Here is a 19,084-nt window from a genome sequence, read left to right on the forward strand (position 1 = left end):
GGAGATTTGCGATGGCGGCACCTAAACTTTCACCGATGATGCGGCAGTATATGGAGATAAAAGAGGAATACCGGGACTGTATCCTGTTTTTCCGGCTTGGCGATTTTTATGAAATGTTTTTTGATGATGCCACACTCGCTTCCCGTGAACTTGAACTTACACTTACAGGAAAAAACTGCGGTATGGAAGAAAGGGCTCCGATGTGCGGAGTTCCTTTTCATTCAGCGGACACTTACATAGCGCGACTCGTGGAAAAAGGCTACAAGGTCGCTATATGCGAGCAGACCGAGGATCCGGCGGCGTCAAAGGGGATCGTCAGGCGTGAAGTCATCCAGATAGTGACTCCCGGCACGGTGCTCAGCAACTCGATGCTCAGAGAGAACGAGAACAACTACATCGCGTCCGTATTCGCTGGGGATGATACGCTGGGGCTTTCGTACTGCGACGTTTCCACCGGCGAGATATATCTCACCTCAATATCAGGCGCGGGTATGAAGGAGAATTTTGTCAACGAGCTCGTCAGGATAAACGCCAGCGAGCTGATCCTCGATGAAAATTCTGCCGAAGCGATCGATATCGAGAGCATCAGGCCTGTGACCGGAGCCTATATCAATACGCTCGACAGATCGTACTACGGCACCGACGCCTCACGTGATGTGATAAAGAGGCAGTTCGACGTGTCCGCGGTATTCGGCATAGGCGTCGAAGAGGATTCGCCGGCAGAGGCAGCGCTCGGAGCGCTGCTGCTCTATCTGCACGAAACTCAGAAAAATGCACTTGGTCACATAGCATATCTAAATGTATACAGCATGGGGCAGAGGATGTCGCTGGACAAGTCCACGATAAAAAACCTCGAGCTGACTGAAACGCTGTTCGAGAAAAAGCTCAAAGGCTCGCTTCTGGGAGTGCTCGACAGGACGCATACGGCTATGGGTTCGAGAAAGCTCAGACAGTGGATAAATGAACCGCTCAATGACGTTGCAAGGATAAGCGCGCGACTGGATGCCGTCGATTCGCTCCTCGACAACATACTGGTTCGCAACAACATCACTGACGCGCTCAAACGCGTGTACGATTTTGAGCGGCTGACCGGCAGGATAGCCTGCGGCACGGCGAACGGCAAAGATCTCATCGCGCTGCGCAATTCATGCCACGTCCTTCCGGACATCAAGGATGAGCTGATGTCGACAGACTCCGCGCTGCTTTCCGAACTGGAGAGCAGGATACATACGCTGAAACAGGTATACGACACGATAGACACCGGGATAGTCGAAGATCCGCCGTTTTCCGTAAAGGAGGGCGGCCTGATAAAGGAAGGCTATTCCCAGGAGCTGGACGAACTCAAAAGTTCGATAAAGGATGCTCAGGACTGGATCGCGGGACTGGAGGCCAGCGAACGCGAACGAACAGGGATAAAGAACCTCAAGGTCGGGTTCAACAAGGTATTCGGATACTATCTCGAGGTGACGAGGTCGTACTACGACATGGTCCCTGACAACTATATCAGAAAACAGACGCTTGCCAACTGCGAGCGTTTCATCACTCCCGAACTCAAGGAGACAGAGCGCCTGGTGCTGAACGCAGAGGCGAAAATCAACCAGATGGAGTACGATCTTTTTACTGATATCCGAAAGTCTCTGCAGGAGCATATAAGAGAGATCCAGGAGACATCAAGAGCGATCGCGTCGCTTGACGTGCTGATCTCTTTCGCGGATGTGAGCGAGAAGAACGGTTATGTAAAGCCTGCAGTCGACGGCGGGGAGGTCATCGAGATAAGGAAGGGCAGGCATCCTGTAGTCGAGAAGACTATAAGAGACGGGATATTCGTCAGCAATGACACGTATCTCGACAAGAAAAAGCAGAGCCTGCTGCTGATAACCGGGCCGAACATGTCCGGAAAATCCACATACATGCGCCAGACCGCACTGATAGTCCTGATGGCACAGGCGGGCTGCTTCGTGCCGTGTGAAAGCGCGCACATAGGCGTATGCGACAGGATATTCACGAGGATCGGAGCTTCCGATAACCTGGCTCAGGGGCAGAGCACGTTCTTCGTCGAGATGAGCGAGCTGGCTTATATACTCAACACCGCTACATCGAGAAGTCTGGTGATACTCGACGAGATCGGGCGCGGCACCAGCACGTATGACGGTCTTTCTATCGCATGGGCCGCTGCGGAATTCCTGAGCAGGCCCGAGCGAAAGATAAGGACACTTTTTGCGACACATTACCATGAAATGACGCAGCTTGAGGGCACGGTGGAAGGCGTTCGCAATCTCAACGTGGATGTTGCTGAGGAAAACGGCGACGTCGTCTTTCTGCACAAGATCGTCGAGGGCAGTGCCAGCAGGAGCTACGGCATACACGTTGCAAAGCTCGCGGGAGCGCCTTCAGAGCTTCTGGAGCGTGCGCAGGAGCACCTTTACGATCTGGAAAGCAGCGGAGAATGTATCTCCGGGGCTGCAGCATCAGCCGGACATTCCGTAGCTTCAGCGGCAGGGTCTACGAGAACAACTGTTTCTGAGACGTCCTGTACGGATGACGAAACATCCGTTCGTGAAGCGTGCGGCGCAGGCTGCGAAGAGGAAGTGCAGCTTTCCATGTTCGCATCGATCCCTGACCCTGTGACGCAGCGGCTTAGAGACCTCGATCTTATGGACACGACGCCTTCCGAAGCACTCAGGATACTGGAGGAACTTAAGAAATATCTATGATAAGAGTTTTGGACAAAAGCATCGCCGACAAGATCGCTGCCGGTGAAGTGATCGACAGACCTGTGTCGATCATCAAGGAGCTCCTGGAGAATTCGCTCGATGCAGGAGCCGACAGCATCACGGTGGAGATCAGAAACGGCGGGAAAACATACATAAGAGTGACCGACAACGGATGCGGCATAGAGAGCGATCAGGCAGAGATCGCGTTCAGACGGCATGCGACCAGCAAGATATCATCTGCAGAAGACCTCGATGCGATAGGCACGCTCGGCTTCAGAGGCGAGGCGCTCGCCAGCATATGCGCAGTTTCGAGAGTCGAGCTGATCACGAAGACGCGCGATGCCAGGACAGGGCAGAAGGTAGCGGTCGATGGAAGTCAGATCATCGAAAACACGGCGACAGGCTGTCCGGACGGCACTACCGTGACTGTGCGCGACCTGTTCTACAATGTTCCGGCCAGGCGCAAATTCATGGGTTCGGACAGTGCAGAAACGAGACGTATCGTCGACATGGTCTCGAGGATCTCTCTCGCATATGTAGATGTGAAGATAACACTGATAAACGGAAACAAGACCGTGTTCGCGACACGCGGCAACGGCAACATATACAACAATATCATCAAGATATACGGAAGCGATATCGGACGCGACCTGCTGCCTGTAGACGGCAGACAGGGAGATTTCATCATCAGGGGATTCGTATCGCCGCCGTCTGAGTCGGCTCCGTCGAGAAACAAGCAGATCTTCTGCGTGAACGGCAGAGTCGTATCGAGCAAAGTGCTGGAAAAGGGGCTTGAGGACGCTTACAGAGAAAAGCTGTTCGCGGGCAGGTTCCCTGTGGCTTTCCTGTTCCTGAGCCTGCCTCCCGAGAAGCTCGACGTCAATGTGCATCCTACCAAAAAAGAGATACGCTTTGACGACGATTTCGAGGTGGAGGACTTCGTGAGAACAAATGTTTCCAAAGCGCTCCGCGCAAAGGAATCTTTGCCTCAGATAAGGGGCGAGAACCTGAAAAACCAGGTGAGCACAGGCGAGGAGCAGACCGTAAATCTTTATGAAAAAACGCCTGCGACAGCTCTTTACGCGAATGACAACGGAGAAAAAAACACCACGACCGATGGTCGGATTTTCGAAAAAAATGCATCCGGCGCCGCAGCTGTGCAGACTCCGGGATCCGCTGCTGTGACGGCCCCTGAAGTTCCAGTCGTGAAAGTGCGCGAACAGGGAGAACAGGTAGAGATAAAAAGCCTGCTGTCGGAGATGCGCGAAGAAAGGCAGGACACAGAACAGCGCGACCGGGAGATGACTCCGAAAAAACCTGACCGCAGAGACTTCGACTTCCGCGAGCTGCACTATATGGGTGCGCTTTTCAACACGTATATCATGGCGTGCGACGACGATGATTTTTATCTGATAGACCAGCATGCAGCGCATGAACGGGTGTTCTACGAGAAGCTGCTCCGTCAGTACAATGAACGTGAAAAACTCAGCCAGCAGCTGCTGCTCCCATTGAACATGAACGTTTCCGCGAATGTCACGGTGACCGAGGATGTGTGGATCGAAGACGTCCGCAGCATGGGCTACGACATAGAATTTTTCGGCAGCAACACGTACATAGTTCGTGAGATACCGGCGTTCATGGAACTTCGCGAGGCCGAGGATTTTCTGACCGACTTTTTCAAAGAGCTCGGATCAAGACCGGATCTGACCGACAGGAATGTGCTGGAAAAGATCGTCATGCGCTCATGCAAGAGCGCTGTAAAGGGCGGAGATGTGCTGACGGAAGCGGAGATCGACGGCCTGATAAAAGATCTTTCGGCATGCGTCAATCCGTTTTCGTGCCCTCACGGCAGACCTACGTTCATAAGGATGACGCGATATGAGATAGAAAAATTATTCAAACGAGTATAGAGGAATGACTTACATGAACAAGATCATCGCACTGGCAGGTCCGACTGCCGTGGGAAAGACAAAATTCGCAATAAAGCTCGCGGACGAGTTCGACGGAGAGATAGTATCCTGCGACTCGATGCAGCTTTACAAATACATGGATATCGGCAGCGCCAAGCCGACGCCGGAAGAGATGGAGCAGGCAAGGCATCACCTCGTGGACATGATAGATCCGCGCGAGGAATTTTCGGTAGCCGAATATCAGAGACTTGCAAAGCAGGCGATATCTGACATATTTTCAAGAGGAAAGCTGCCGGTGATCTCGGGAGGCACGGGGCTTTACCTGAATTCGCTCCTGTACGACATGGATTTTTCGGCGGCGCCGCAGGATCAGGCATACAGGCAGGAGCTTGCGGAGATAGCTGAAAAACAGGGGGATGACGTACTGCACAGCATGCTCGCAGAACAGGATCCGCAGGCCGCGGCGGCGATACATCCGAACAACCGCAAGAAGGTGATACGTGCACTGGAAAGACTGCGCGACGGCGAAACAAGAGTGCGGCCTTTCAGCGGTATAAAAAACGAAACAAAAGACTATGACGTGCTCCTGATCGGTCTGACGAGGGATCGTGCAGAACTTTACGAAAGGATCAACAGACGTGTCGATATACTTGTGGAACAGGGGCTTTTCGACGAAGTTTCAAGGCTCAGAGATATGGGGCTTACAGCCGAAAACATCTCTATGAAAGGTATCGGATACAAGGAGATACTGGACTTTTTTTCAGGAAAATATTCGCGTGACGAGGCGATCGATACGATCAAAAAAAACACCCGACATTACGCTAAAAAACAGTTAACGTGGTTTAGAAGATATGATAAAATGAACTGGTACAATATTTCAGAATTTGATAACGATGATAATGCAGCAGGGGTGATAGCAGCGTGGGTACGGAAAAATTTATAAGACTTCACAACAAGAGTGACAAGCCTGACAACATAGTGATGAAAGAACATCTGCTTGCTTCGAAGTGTGAAGATATCCAGAAACAGCTGCCCTCATTTCTCAAAGGTTTTTTCATATATCTCAAGGGAAATGTGCTGCCGATGACGAGACTGTCATACCTGAATGATATCAAGTTTTTCTGTCAATATTTAATAGATGAGACAGAACTTACGGCGGCGAAGAAACCGTCTGACATAAAACTGGAAGAATTCAATAAAATAAAAGCAGTTGATATAAACATTTTCATAGACTACTGCCGCAGATACACTGTGGAGAAAGACAATGAGACAGTGGTGTATGAAAACAGCAGCAAGACTCTCGCCAGAAAGAAATCCTCGCTCTCTGTGATGTTCAAGCAGCTTTACAGAGATGAGATGATCGAAAAGAACATCACCGACGGGTTCGATCCCATCAGGGTCCCGAAGGCCGGTGAACGCGAGATCAAGGCGCTGCAGGACAACGAGGTCATGCTGATGCTGGACGCGGTCTCAACCGGAGAGCATCTTACGGCGAAGGAACGTCAGTACTGGGAGAAGACAAAGAAAAGAGACAAGGCGATACTGATACTGTTCATAACGTACGGTCTCAGGCTGTTCGAGCTGCAGCAGCTCAACGTGTCGTCATTCAACTTCCATAGAGGTGAATTCAAGATCTACAGAAAGCGCGACAAGGAAGCTGTAATGCCACTCAATCACTCGGTCACAGAGGCCGTGAAAGATTACATCGAAAACGAGCGTGCAAATGACGATATGATATCCGACGAGCATAAAGACGCGCTTTTTCTTTCTCTTCAGGGCAGGCGCATGACAGAAAGACAGATCCGCGAGCTCGTAAAAAAATACACGTCGATCGGCCTGGAGACTTCGAGAAAAGCCGGATACAGCCCGCACAAGCTGAGAGCAACGGCGGCGACAAGCCTGATCGCAAGAGGCAATTCGATTTTCGACGTACAGGCGCTGCTCGATCATGAGCAGGTGACTACTACGCAGCTTTATGCGAACCATAAAATAAACGTAAAAAGAGATCTCGTCAATGATATGGAATGGGAATCAGAGAGAAAAGAAAGGAAATGACAATATGAAGCGATTAGCTATTTTATCGGTTACTATGATTTTTGCAACGAGCTCGATTGCAGCTGCACCGCTTTCTTTCGCCGAAACTAATGCTGATACGACCACAAACAGGACGACCCAGTCATATGACAGCAAATCAGTAAAAACTAAGACTGCAAGTGTCCAGAAAGACACTTCATGGTTTGAATATTATGATCTGAAAGATACATATGAGATCTCCAGCGAAGAGGAACTGCTGGGATTTGCAAGCCTCATAAATGAAAACCAGACAGACAGCTGGAAGCCTAACAGGATAGAGAACTTCGAAGGCGTCACATTCGTGCTCACAGATGATATAAAGCTCACGACGAGTGAATGGACTCCGATAGGCAGCGGCAGCGCTTCATATTTTGCCGGAGTGTTCGACGGCAACGGACATACGATCAGCGATCTCAAGGTAGACAGCGCTTCAGGCCTTGCCGGATTTTTTGGATATCTCAAGGGCGAGGTAAGAGATCTTACCGTGGAAGGCACCGTGAAATCAGGTGACAGCAGCTGCGGCGGCATTGTCGGGCAGCTTGACCCGGAAGGAAAGGTAACGGGCTGCACGGCTGATATCAAAGTCACCGGAAGGGACAAGACGGGAGGCATCGCAGGCTACAACAGTGGCGGCACTATCGAGCTGTGCACGAATCTGGGAGAGATCTCGGGAACATACAAGGTAGGCGGTATCGTCGGTGAGAACTGGGGCGGCACTGTAGACAAATGTGCAAACAAGGGAAAAGTCGAATCATCCAAAAGAGGTGTTGCGACATACGGCACCGGCGGCATAGCAGGCAGATCGGTATCATCTGAAGCAGAAGTCGCACATTCATACAATACAGGTGAGATCGTATCCGACACTGAGGCTACAGGCGGCGTAGTCGGATATATGAACGCTTCCGGCTCTACGATCATCGACTGCTACAACACAGCCAAAGTCATAGTAAAAAACAAGGCTGACGCCCAAAAGATCGCCAAGTCATACTCAGGCGGTATCGTCGGGATAGCCGGTGCTACTGATGTTTACATAAGGAACTGCTATAATTCGGCTCAGGTGCTGAATGCAGACGTAAACGGCGGTGTGGTCGGATACTATATCAATGAGAAAAGCAACCCCGATCATGTAAAATACCTGCGAAACAATTATTATCTCAATGATAGTGCAAAGACAGGCATAGGTCTGCTTGAAAACGAAAACGACAATAATCTTTCAAAGGCAGCAGCCGGGATATCATCGAGCAGTCTGACAGGGCTCGCTTCATCGCTGACAGCGGCATACAAAGATGATATGGGCATATACGGGAATAATGGATTCCCTGTTCTCGAGTGGCAGGAATCTGTTTCGGAAGATCAGCGCGACTACATGGATAATGTATCGACAGACGTACAGAAAAAACTTGACAAGTATATCATGGAAAGTTCAGGAAGTTCACAGTATGGACAAATCATCCTCAACTTATTTACACCTGATAACTATATAAATGATGCAATGCTCCTCTATAATGGAAACAAAGAGGATATAAAAAATAAAGTGGAGAAGGAAAAATAGATAACATGCAGAAAAATACCTACAAATTACTCACAGAAAAATTCAATATCTCGGAAAAAGTCCTCGATCTTATAAACAGGAGCGAGAATCTCGTGAAAGATACTTTTGATGAGCTTGACGATATCATGGCGTACAATCAGTACAAGGTGCTGGATGCGTTCCAGAAAAACACCATCAGAGATATGCATTTCGGATGGAACACGGGCTACGGATACGACGATCCGGGAAGGGACGCCATCGAGAAGGTATATGCAGACATATTCCACACGGAGGCTGCACTGGTACGTCCTATCATCGTAAACGGCACGCATGCGCTCACGCTCACGCTGATGGGTATACTGCGCCCGGGAGATCAGCTGATATACTGCACAGGCTCGCCTTATGACACTCTCGAGGAAGTTATCGGGATCAGAGGCGAAGGCAAGGGATCTCTCAAGGAATACGGCGTTTCATACGATCAGGTGGAGCTCACACCTGAGGGCGGCATAGATTTTGAAGCACTCAGAAAAGCGATCACTCCGGCTACGAAGATGATCACTCTGCAGAGAGCGACCGGTTACGGATGGAGAAAGGCCATCTCGATCGAAGAGATCGAAGAATGGGCGAAGTTCGTCAAGAGCATAGATCCTGAGATAATATGCATGGTAGACAACTGCTACGGTGAATTCCTTCATACAAAAGAGCCTACTGATGTAGGCGCTGATGTCGTTGCCGGATCACTGATCAAGAATCCGGGCGGCGGACTCGCACTGACCGGCGGATATATAGCGGGCAGACAGGATCTTATCGAAAAGATCTCGTACAGGATGACATCGCCCGGAATAGGCGGCGAGTGCGGTCTCACATTCGGACAGACGAGAACTATGCTGCAGGGTCTCTTTATCGCACCTAAGACAGTGAACGGTGCTGTAAAGGGCGCCATACTGTGCGCAAAAGCTTTTGAACTGCTGGGATATGACGTGTGCCCTAAGCCGGATGATATCAGGAGCGACATCATACAGGCTGTAAAACTCGGCACTCCGGAGGGCGTGATAGCATTCTGCAAGGGTATCCAGGCTGCAGCGCCTGTCGATTCTCACGTTACTCCTCTGCCATGGGATATGCCGGGATATGATGATCCTGTAATAATGGCTGCCGGCGCATTCGTGCAGGGCTCTTCGATAGAGCTTTCGGCAGATGCACCTATAAGACCTCCTTACGTTGTGTATTTCCAGGGAGGCCTCACTTACGAACACTCAAAATTCGGTGTTATCAAGGCATTACAGGAGCTCTATGATGAAAAACTTATAACTGTTGTTTAATGAATGAGGTCTGTTTCAGACCTCTCTTTAACTAGTGAGGGAAAAATGGCTATTTCAACGGAAAAGAAGAACAAACTCAGAAAGTATTTCAAGATATTCGGTGCTGTATTAAAATTCGCACTTCTGCTGGTTATTCTTATAGGATTGCCTCTGTATATATATTTCGCTCATCACGAATGGATCCAGATGTTCTCGAATATGGAGAACGTTGAGGCGTTGTTCAAAGAGTACAAGGCTCAGAGCGTGTTCATATATATAGGTTCTCAGATACTCCAGATAGTTATATGCATAATCCCCGGGCAGTGGCTTCAGTTTGCTGCCGGGTACATGTACGGGTTCTGGCTGGGATATCTTTACTCGCTGATAGGAGCGTTCCTCGGTTCCGTTCTGACATATTATATAGCGAAAATACTGGGGCATGACGCCATGCATCTGATCTTCGGAGAAGAAAAGATAAAAAGCATGCTCGAAACGCTGAACAGCAAAAAGGCAGTCGTACTGGTCTTCCTGATATTCCTGATACCGGGTGTGCCGAAGGATCTCTGCAACTACGTGGCAGGACTTTCCGAAATGAAGCTCAAACCGTTTCTGATCGTCTCGCTGATAGGCAGGTCTCCAGGAATGATGGGCAGCCTGCTCATAGGAAGACAGATATACACAGGCGGATATGTCAGCGCTGCCGTCATCGCAGCTGTTGCAGTCGTTCTGTTCGTACTGGGGCTGATATTCAGGAAAAAGATCACAGTTTTCCTGGACAAGTGCTACGAAAGACTCATGAACATGTGATATACTGTTTCAGCCGGAGCTTCATGTGATCGCAGATCATAATGCTGCGGTCTCAGCATCACTATATCACGGCATCAGTGCCGGACGGTGTACCGCTCACACTTTACATCGATCTACTATTTACAGGAGAAAAACATATGCTTACACTCGACAAAATATATCACGCAGCATTCGTACTGAAAAATGTTGCAAGAAAAACAGATCTCATCAAAGCTACTAAGCTCTCGGACAAATGCGAGCTTTATCTCAAGACTGAGAACCTTCAGGAAACCGGAAGCTTCAAGCTCAGAGGCGCCTATTATAAAATAAGTCAGCTCACTGACGAGGAAAAAGCGCACGGCATCATCGCATGCAGTGCCGGAAACCATGCGCAGGGCGTTGCGATGGCTGCGTCTCATAACGGTATAAAATCGATAATATGCATGCCGGACGGTGCACCGCTCAGCAAGGTCGAGGCGACCAAGCAGCTGGGAGCAGACATACGTCTGGTAAAGGGCGTATACGATGATGCGTATGCAGAAGCACTGAGGATACAGGAAGAGACAGGTGCTACTTTCATCCACCCTTTTGATGACGATGAAGTGATAGCAGGGCAGGGCACGATAGGTCTGGAGATCCTTGACGAGATCGAAGATCTGGATGCGATAGTTGTCCCGATCGGCGGCGGCGGCCTGATCTCAGGAGTAGCTTATGCAGTAAAGCATCTCGATCCGAGCATAAAGATATACGGTGTACAGGCGGCCGGCTCGGCCAGCATGTATGAGAGCCGTCGTGCCGGACATCCGGTGATGCTCGAATCAGCTGCGACATTTGCAGACGGTATCGCTGTAAAACAGCCAGGAGACACCACATTCAAGCTGGTAGAGGAATATGTAGATGAAATAGTCACAGTATCCGAAGACGAGATCGCGGCAGCGATACTTGCTCTTATCGAAAAGCAGAAAGTCATCGCTGAAGGTGCAGGAGCAGTTGCCGTGACTGCGGTACTGTTCGACAAGCTGCCTGTCGAAGGCAAAAAAGTCGCATGCATAGTATCAGGCGGCAATATAGATGTGAACATACTCAACCGTGTCATAACGAGAGGTCTCGTGACGAGCGGCAGAAATGCAAATCTCACGATCGCTCTCACCGACAAGCCCGGACAGCTCCAGGAAGTAGCTGAGATAATCGCACGCTGCGGCGGCAATGTAGTTGCTGTGCATCACGACAGGGCTGATGCGAACATGGCGATAACAAGCTGTTTCCTGAAGATCGCACTTGAGACACGAGACCACGATCAGATAAACGAGATCAAGCGTGAGCTGTCGAACGCCGGTTTCACGCTGGTGACGGAGCGAGTCTAAGACCGGGACGGGCTGAATTGCAGATCAGGTCAGGCGGATCAGCGTGAAATCAATCGTGAAATCAACGCGGAATTGCGAAATATGATGAAAGCGTATACGTGCACGGTTTTGCAGCAAAACTTCGTGAATGATCGTGGATGATTTTACTGTAAAACCAAAAGATAAGTTATAAAAATATGTTCCTGGTAAAAATACTCGCAAAACAGATATTCGAGAACATGCGTTTACCAAAGCCAACAGATATATAGTTTGGCTTTGGTATTTTTTATTGCAAAAAATCCCGACTTTCAAAGAAAATCTTCCCCAAATAGCGGTTAGAAAGCTGATTTTTGGTAAAAAGCCTTGATAAAAACAGGATTTTCAGCGTGAAAATGCCAAAATCTGATCCGTCAGTGCAGTTTATTGGTATTGTTCCATGGCTCGTTTTTATTTTAAGAACAAATGTTTATTTAGCCATTGACAACGAACATACATTCTGATATACTCTAGTTACATCAAAAGAACAAATGTTTCAAGAAAAGAAACAGGGAAGTGAGGAGTGTCATATGAAAACTACTTGCAGAAAGAAATATAGGATCAAATCAAAATTCAGATTCATAACATCTGTCGTTATAATGGCAGGCCTTATGATCGGCATCATAGGAGCTGTTTCAGGGCTGAATGTTTCAAGAGCGCTGACAGAAACAAAATATAAAGAAGTGCAGATATGCTACGGCGATACTTTATGGGATATCGCCAATACATACAAATCTGATGATACAGACACACGAAAAGCTGTATTCGAGATATGCAAAGCAAACGATATCGAAGCATCAGATCTGGAACCCGGGATGACGATCTCAGTACCCGAAGATCTATAAATGCACATCTTTTCGATGGTATAAGATATCAAAAGCGCAAAATAAAATCGCTTAAATCGAAAAATAGAGCTTCAAAAAATCGAATCATCGATAAAAAATTATTAATTTATAGCATCATGGACAACGTCTCGAAAAAATCATAATAAACATATATTCCAATCAAGAAAAACAGGCACTGCATATAAAAACTGCAAATGCCTGTTTTTCTTATAACATATGAAATCTCACATAGAGATGGACATATGGGATTTTCACTTTAACTATTCCCATAATTATGATTATAGGAATAGTTGCTTTTCTCTAATATCGCTCTCCTATTCCTATAATGAAGCCAGATAACCCTGCAGGATTATTACTGCGGCCTGTTTATCGATCACTTTTTTTCTTTTACCGCGGCTCACATCTGCTTCGATCAGAACCTTTTCGGCCATGACAGTGGTCAGACGTTCATCGTAAAATTCGATCTTCACATCTGCCATGCCGCTGCTGCGCATTTTATTTTCGAGCATCGTTTTGAATTCGTATACTTTTTCGGTCTGCGGACTGTCAGTTCCATCGAGCTTTTTAGGAAGTCCGATCACGACAGTGTCGCAGCCGAACTCTCTGATATAATCCATTACCTTGCCGGAATCCTTTCTGATCCCTACTCTTTCTATAGTCGTTACACCCTGCGCCGTTATATTGAGTGCGTCGCTTACAGCAACGCCTATAGTTTTATCACCTACGTCAAGTGCCAGTTTCTTCATTATCTTTTTATCCTTCCTGTACCATTCATTATATTGACTGTATACCGTAAACATCGTGACCTTACTTTTTCTATGGTCGCTACTCTATACGCTGTTATTCAGCTCGTATGATACTGAGACCGCAGCATTATGATCTGAGATCAGCAGTTAACATAATTTTTTTATCGCAATCAAACGGAGAATTCTTCACTCAAAAGAAAAAGGCGGACATTGCTGTTCGCCTTTTTAATTGATCTACAAGTCATTATCTGCGGAGATATGCTCTGATGAGTTCTTCTACCAGATCGTCTCTTTCGATTCTTCCCATTACGTTTCTGGCATTGTTGTGGCTCGTAATGTATGAAGGATCGCCGGATAAAATATATCCTACCATCTGATCGATAGCGTTATACCCTCTTTCCTCCAGCGCATCGTATACTATATTTAAAATCTCTTCGATAGTTCTCTGCTCTATTTTATCGAAATTATCATACATTCTAGTTTGCCTATCCATCGTATAACCTCCGTTCATCTATATATTGGAATTATAACACCCTCATATACTTAAATACAAGTAAAAACATATATTTACACAAAATTATCACATCTTGTATATATTGTAAATCGTCAGCATTGTCATTCAACTCAGGAACCTTGCAGGATCCTGAGCGCCAGCCTGTGCCATATCGGCTTTACAGCCTACCGCCGCCACCACTGCTACCGTGATTTCCTTGATCATCTTGCCGGGCAGCGTTGCCGAAAAATCAGTGTAGATCCGGTGCCGATGCAGTAATGATCGCTGAAGCTCTATTTTGCGATTTAGCTGAAATTATGCCTGAAGCAGCTCTGCAGCCTTTGCAAAAGCATCAGGGATCTTTGCAGGATCCTTAGCGCCGGCCTGTGCCATGTCAGCCTTGCCGCCACCGCCGCCGCCTGCTGCTGCTGCGATCTCCTTGATCATCTTGCCGGCGTGATAGCCTTTTTCCACGACATCGTCTGACAGTGAAACGAGGAATGTCACCTTGCCGCCTGAAACTGCAGCGAATACCATAGCGATGCCCTTGTTGTCAGCCTTGATCTGGTCTGACAGACCTCTGAGGTCATTGATGTTGTAATCATCGAACTGCTTTGTGATCAGCTTTATTCCGTTCACTTCAACAGCTTCATCTATGAGACTGCCGAGACCCTTGTTCATCTCTGCCTTCTTGAGTTCTTCGACTTCCTTCTTGAGCGCCTTGACCTCATCTGCAAGTGCTGACGCTCTGTCCGTGATCATATCGCGCTTTGCCTTGAGTATGCCTGAAACGTCTGATATGAGAGCTTCATCTTCATTGTACTTTTCGAGGATTCCCATTCCTGTAACAGCTTCTATCCTTCTCACGCCAGAAGCGACTCCGGATTCACTGAGTATCTTGAATGCACCTATCTGTCCGGAGTTTTTCACATGAGTACCTCCGCACAGCTCGCAGCTGTAGTCTCCTATCGAAACGACTCTGACAGTATCGCCGTACTTTTCGCCGAAGAGGGCCGTAGCGCCAGTCTTTGCAGCATCCTTCGCCGACATCACTTCAGTAGTGACATCCAGGAAGTGGCTGATCTTGTTGTTGACCATCTCTTCAACGCTTGCGATCTCTTCTGCAGTCATAGCCTGGAAATGGCTGAAGTCAAATCTGAGACCATCCTTTGTAACAGACGAACCTGCCTGCTTTACATGATCTCCGAGAACTTCCTGGAGAGCCTTGTGCAACAGATGCGTTGCAGTATGATTTGCAGAAGTCCTGTTTCTCTGAATTGCTATCGGCATAGCTTCGACGCTGTCGCCTACCTTGAGCACTCCGCTGAGCATCGTTACCTTGTGCACGAAAGCCTTGCCCATTTTCTTGACTTCGAGGACCTGCAGCGCACAGTCATCGTTGTACATGTATCCTTCGTCACTTGCCTGACCGCCGCTTTCCGCATAGAACGGAGTCTTGTCGAGGACGATCATGCAGGTCTCGCCTTCTTTGGCACTGCCGAGCGGCTTCTGGTCATGGAATATGGACTTGACTGTGCCGAGAGTCACCAGCGTGTCGTATCCTGTGAATTCAGTCTCTTCACCGTGTACGAAAGCGTTCGACGCTTCATCCCATCCTGCGCCTTCCATTGCCTGCTCTACGTGCGAACGTTCTTTCTGCTCTGCCATCGCAGCTTCGAACCCTTCGACATCCACTGAGAATCCCGATTCTTCAAGGATCTCTCTCGTAAGATCGATAGGGAATCCGTAAGTATCGTGGAGCTTGAATGCGCTCTCGCCGTCAAGCACTGTATTTCCTGACGATTTGAGTTCGTCGATGTAACCGTTTATTATCCTCATGCCCTGGTCGATGGTAGCTGCGAACCTGTCTTCTTCGGCAGCAACGACCTTGCCGATCATCACGCGGCGTTTTTCCAGCTCAGGATAAGCATTCGCCGATATGTCGATGACTCTGCCGCAGAGCTTCGAAAGGAACGGTCCTTCGATGCCGAGGAGTCTGCCGTGTCTTGCAGCTCTTCTGATGAGTCGTCTGAGGACGTATTCTCTTCCCTCGTTGCCCGGAGTGATACCGTCGCCGATCATGAACGTCATCGATCTGAGATGGTCTGTGATTATCCTTATCGAAACGTCAGTGTCAGCTTCTCCGTTTTTGTATTCCACGCCGGAGACCTGAACGACGCCGTCAAGTATGTGTTTTATAGTATCTATATCGAATATCGAGTCAACACCCTGCATGATGCATGCCAGACGCTCGAGTCCCATTCCCGTATCGATGTTAGGATGCGCCAGATCAGAGTAGTTGCCTTCGTCATCACGGCTGAACTGAGTGAACACGTGGTTCCAGAACTCGATGTATCTGTCGCAGTCACAGCCCGGTTTGCAGTCAGGGTTGTGACAGCCGTACTTTTCGCCTCTGTCATAGTAGATTTCCGAGCACGGACCGCACGGACCTGTTCCGATCTCCCAGAAGTTGTCGTCCTTTCCGAGACGGACGATCCTTTCCTCCGGCATACCGATGATATCCTTCCAGATAGCATACGCATCATCGTCATCCTCGTAAACAGTCGCCCAGAGCTTGTCAGTCGGCATGTGGAGCACCTGAGTGATGAATTCCCAGCCCCATGTCAGCGACTCCTTCTTGAAATAGTCTCCGAATGAAAAGCTTCCGAGCATTTCAAAGAATGTGCCGTGTCTTGATGTAAAGCCCACGTTTTCGATGTCGCCTGTCCTTATACACTTCTGACATGTAGTCATACGCTTGCTCGGCGGAGTCTCGATCCCTGCGAAGTAAGGCTTCAGCGGCGCCATGCCCGAGTTTATCAGAAGCAGACTCTTCTCATTCTTGCCCGGAACCAGCGGGAAGCTCTGTCTCCTGTAATGTTCCTTTGATTCGTAAAAGCTTAAAAACAGTTCTCTGATTTTATTCAAACCGAGTTTTTCCATGATGTGTATCCTCCTAAAATCCGGACACCGGCAGACATGAATACCTGCATCCGGTCCTTTATAATGCAGGAAATACCGCTTTGCGATATTCCATAATATCAAAAAAATCGCCCGCCAGCACAAGATACCGGCGGAGCCGACTTTATAAGTATACCAGAAATACATTCCAATTTCAATAAAAATGACGTCCCGCGCATCAAATCCGAACGATCCCGTAACGGGCATTCTCGATGATGTGAGACGTCACTTCACGATAGTTTTATACAGTTTTTATCCTGTTTTTACACTATTTTGCTTTGCTCTCGCAGTATATGCATCTGTATACGAGATTTTCCCTGTCTGTGAGCTTGAACACATGCGGCAGCTCCTGCTCCGTAGTCGTGATGCATCGCGGATTCTTGCACTTTATGACATCCGTGATCTCCTCAGGCGGCTCGATATGCGTGCGCTTTGCAAGCTTGCCGTTTTCGATGATGTTTACCGTGATGCCTGCATCGATATAGCCGATCGCATCGAGGTTGACGTCGATGATCCTGTCGATCTTGATGATGTCCTTCCTGCCGAGCTTCTGGCTCTCTGCGTTCTTGATCAGTGCCACCTGGCAGTCCAGTGAGTCCAGTCCGAGGATCTTATAAAGCTTCATGCCTGCGCCTGCTTTGATGTGGTCGAGAACTATGCCGTTTTCTATCTTTCCTATGATCATTTATTTCACCTCCAGAAGCTTGAGTATCAGTGCCATTCTTATGAATTTGCCGTTGAGCACCTGCTCGAAATACGTTGCTCGCGGATCGTCGTCGACAGCGACAGAGATCTCGTTGACACGCGGCAGCGGATGGAGTATGCTCAGGTCTTCCTTCGCGTTGTCCAGCTTGTCCGGCGTGAGGATATAGCTGTCCTTGAGTCTTATATAGTCCTGTTCGTTGAAGAATCGCTCTCTCTGTACTCTCGTCATGTAAAGTATGTCGAGCTGCGGCATCGCTGCCTCGAGGTCTGTGGTCTCGATGTATTCGATGTTGTTTTTCTCCAGCACTTCGTGTTTGAGGTATTCAGGGATCTTCAGCTCTTCAGGCGAGATAAGTATGAATTTCACGTTTTCATAGCGAGACATCGCACTTATCAGCGAGTGTACCGTACGTCCGAACTTGAGGTCTCCGCACAGACCGACTGTCATGTCGCTGAGCCTGCCCTTTTCCCTGCTGATCGTCAGAAGGTCAGTGAGCGTCTGTGTAGGGTGGTTGTGGCCGCCGTCTCCTGCGTTTATCACAGGAACGGTCGACTTTCTCGAAGCGACCATCGGTGCGCCCTCTTTCGGGTGCCTCATCGCGATGATGTCGGCATATGCTCCTACTGTCCTTATCGTGTCTGCTACACTTTCGCCCTTTGATGCTGAAGAGCTCTGAGCTTCCGAGAACCCCAGCACGTTTCCGCCCAGCTCGTACATAGCAGCCTCAAAGCTGAGTCTCGTTCTGGTCGACGGCTCGAAAAACAGCGTTGCCAGCTTCTTGCCATGGCATTTTTCAGCGTACTTTTCGGGGTGAGCGATTATGTCCTTCGCCACGTCTATCATCTCATCGATTTCTTCTGTACCGAGTTGCATGATGTCGATCAAATGTTTCATTTGTACCTCCTTTTGATCACGTTTTGATAGTTTTGATATATCTGAAGCATGTCGTCATTCTGTCTGACTATTTCTCTATCCAGCTTTCGTCCTGCGGGTCGTCCCTGAAAGCCTTGAGCTTGACGAGATCTGATTCCCTGATGTAGCCTGTCTCGACTGCCACCTGTGAGATCGTGTCGAAATCCGTCAGGCTTATGTTCTTCACGTCTGCCGCAGCCAGTCTTTCAAGTCCTTTTTTCATTCCGTATGTAAAGATGCTCACCACGCCGAGTACTTCAGCGCCTGCCTCGCGCAGGGCTTCGACCACGTCTATCACGCTGCCGCCGGTCGAGATCAGATCCTCGATGACTACGACCTTCTGGCCCTTTTCAAGACGGCCTTCGATACGGTTGTTCCTGCCGTGATCCTTCGCTCCCGAACGCACGTATCCCATAGGGATCCCCATGATGTGTGCCGCGATCGCCGCATGTGCGATGCCTGCAGTGCTCGTTCCCATCAGCACCTCGGCTTCCGGATAGTTTTCCTTTACAGTGTCTGCTATCGCCTGCTCGACCGTGTTTCTGATCTCAGGCGCAGTAAGTATCAGTCTGTTGTCACAGTATATCGGGCTCTTTATGCCGCTCGCCCATGTGAAAGGCTTCTGCGGGCTGAGGAAAACCGCTTCGATGTCGAGCAGTCCTTTTGCTATTTTTCTCTTCATTTTCTACCTCCGTTTTATGTAAAGTCTCAGCATTCCGGCTGTGTG

15 protein-coding genes are annotated in these 19,084 nt (G+C 48.7%); 9 read left to right on the forward strand and 6 right to left on the reverse strand.

The genetic code is table 11. The features are described from left to right. The first annotated feature begins 11 nt into the window (after positions 1-11). The 9 genes from mutS (at position 12) to OCV59_RS01190 (ending at position 12,539) form a co-directional block, all read left to right on the forward strand. Positions 12-2,714, forward strand: a complete 2,703-nt coding sequence (gene mutS, locus OCV59_RS01150; RefSeq protein WP_147592486.1) for a DNA mismatch repair protein MutS — start codon at positions 12-14, stop codon at positions 2,712-2,714. Beyond that, positions 2,711-4,624 carry a DNA mismatch repair endonuclease MutL gene (gene mutL, locus OCV59_RS01155; protein ID WP_147592487.1) on the forward strand — a complete coding sequence of 638 codons (1,914 nt, stop codon included), beginning with the start codon at positions 2,711-2,713 and terminating at the stop codon, positions 4,622-4,624. Before mutS ends, mutL begins: the two co-directional genes overlap by 4 nt. A gap of 13 nt (positions 4,625-4,637) precedes the next feature. Continuing rightward, the gene (miaA, locus tag OCV59_RS01160; protein ID WP_147592534.1) at positions 4,638-5,567 is read left to right on the forward strand and encodes a tRNA (adenosine(37)-N6)-dimethylallyltransferase MiaA; all 930 of its coding nucleotides are present in this window, start codon (positions 4,638-4,640) and stop codon (positions 5,565-5,567) included. Beyond that, positions 5,546-6,679 (forward strand): tyrosine-type recombinase/integrase, encoded by a 1,134-nt coding sequence (locus tag OCV59_RS01165; protein ID WP_262584016.1) that lies wholly within the window; start codon positions 5,546-5,548, stop codon positions 6,677-6,679. The genes miaA and OCV59_RS01165 overlap by 22 nt, the downstream gene beginning before the upstream one ends. Further along, entirely contained in the window at positions 6,639-8,249 is a 1,611-nt protein-coding gene (locus tag OCV59_RS01170) for a hypothetical protein (RefSeq protein WP_147592488.1), read from the forward strand. The genes OCV59_RS01165 and OCV59_RS01170 overlap by 41 nt, the downstream gene beginning before the upstream one ends. Positions 8,250-8,254: 5 nt before the next feature. Beyond that, positions 8,255-9,550 carry a methionine gamma-lyase family protein gene (locus OCV59_RS01175; protein WP_147592489.1) on the forward strand — a complete coding sequence of 432 codons (1,296 nt, stop codon included), beginning with the start codon at positions 8,255-8,257 and terminating at the stop codon, positions 9,548-9,550. 45 nt (positions 9,551-9,595) lie between these two features. Then, positions 9,596-10,336: a TVP38/TMEM64 family protein gene (locus OCV59_RS01180; protein WP_262584017.1), complete on the forward strand. Its 741-nt coding sequence runs from the start codon at positions 9,596-9,598 to the stop codon at positions 10,334-10,336. Positions 10,337-10,473: 137 nt separating this feature from the next. Then, complete coding sequence (gene ilvA, locus OCV59_RS01185) at positions 10,474-11,679, forward strand: threonine ammonia-lyase (protein WP_147592491.1); 1,206 nt, start codon at positions 10,474-10,476, stop codon at positions 11,677-11,679. A 545-nt stretch (positions 11,680-12,224) separates the two neighbouring features. Then, entirely contained in the window at positions 12,225-12,539 is a 315-nt protein-coding gene (locus OCV59_RS01190; protein ID WP_262584018.1) for a LysM peptidoglycan-binding domain-containing protein, read from the forward strand. A 320-nt stretch (positions 12,540-12,859) separates the two neighbouring features. On the opposite strand, the gene ruvX is transcribed toward OCV59_RS01190, so the two are convergent. The 6 genes from ruvX to pyrE form a co-directional block, all read right to left on the reverse strand. Further along, the gene (gene ruvX, locus OCV59_RS01195; RefSeq protein ID WP_147592493.1) at positions 12,860-13,285 is read right to left on the reverse strand and encodes a Holliday junction resolvase RuvX; all 426 of its coding nucleotides are present in this window, start codon (positions 13,283-13,285) and stop codon (positions 12,860-12,862) included. 244 nt (positions 13,286-13,529) lie between these two features. After that, complete coding sequence (locus OCV59_RS01200) at positions 13,530-13,778, reverse strand: IreB family regulatory phosphoprotein (protein WP_147592494.1); 249 nt, start codon at positions 13,776-13,778, stop codon at positions 13,530-13,532. Positions 13,779-14,093: 315 nt separating this feature from the next. Next, positions 14,094-16,721: an alanine--tRNA ligase gene (gene alaS / locus OCV59_RS01205; RefSeq protein WP_147592495.1), complete on the reverse strand. Its 2,628-nt coding sequence runs from the start codon at positions 16,719-16,721 to the stop codon at positions 14,094-14,096. Positions 16,722-17,007: 286 nt separating this feature from the next. After that, positions 17,008-17,424, reverse strand: a complete 417-nt coding sequence (locus OCV59_RS01210) for an aspartate carbamoyltransferase regulatory subunit (RefSeq protein WP_147592496.1) — start codon at positions 17,422-17,424, stop codon at positions 17,008-17,010. Beyond that, complete coding sequence (pyrB, locus tag OCV59_RS01215) at positions 17,425-18,339, reverse strand: aspartate carbamoyltransferase (protein ID WP_147592497.1); 915 nt, start codon at positions 18,337-18,339, stop codon at positions 17,425-17,427. Between the two features lie 67 nt (positions 18,340-18,406). After that, a complete protein-coding gene (pyrE, locus tag OCV59_RS01220; protein WP_147592498.1) occupies positions 18,407-19,039 on the reverse strand; it encodes an orotate phosphoribosyltransferase in 633 nt (210 codons plus the stop codon). Positions 19,040-19,084: the final 45 nt, after the last annotated feature.

Source organism: Brotomerdimonas butyrica (genome assembly GCF_025567305.1).
In the GTDB taxonomy this organism is placed as follows: Bacteria; Bacillota; Clostridia; order Peptostreptococcales; family Anaerovoracaceae; genus Lentihominibacter; species Lentihominibacter butyricus.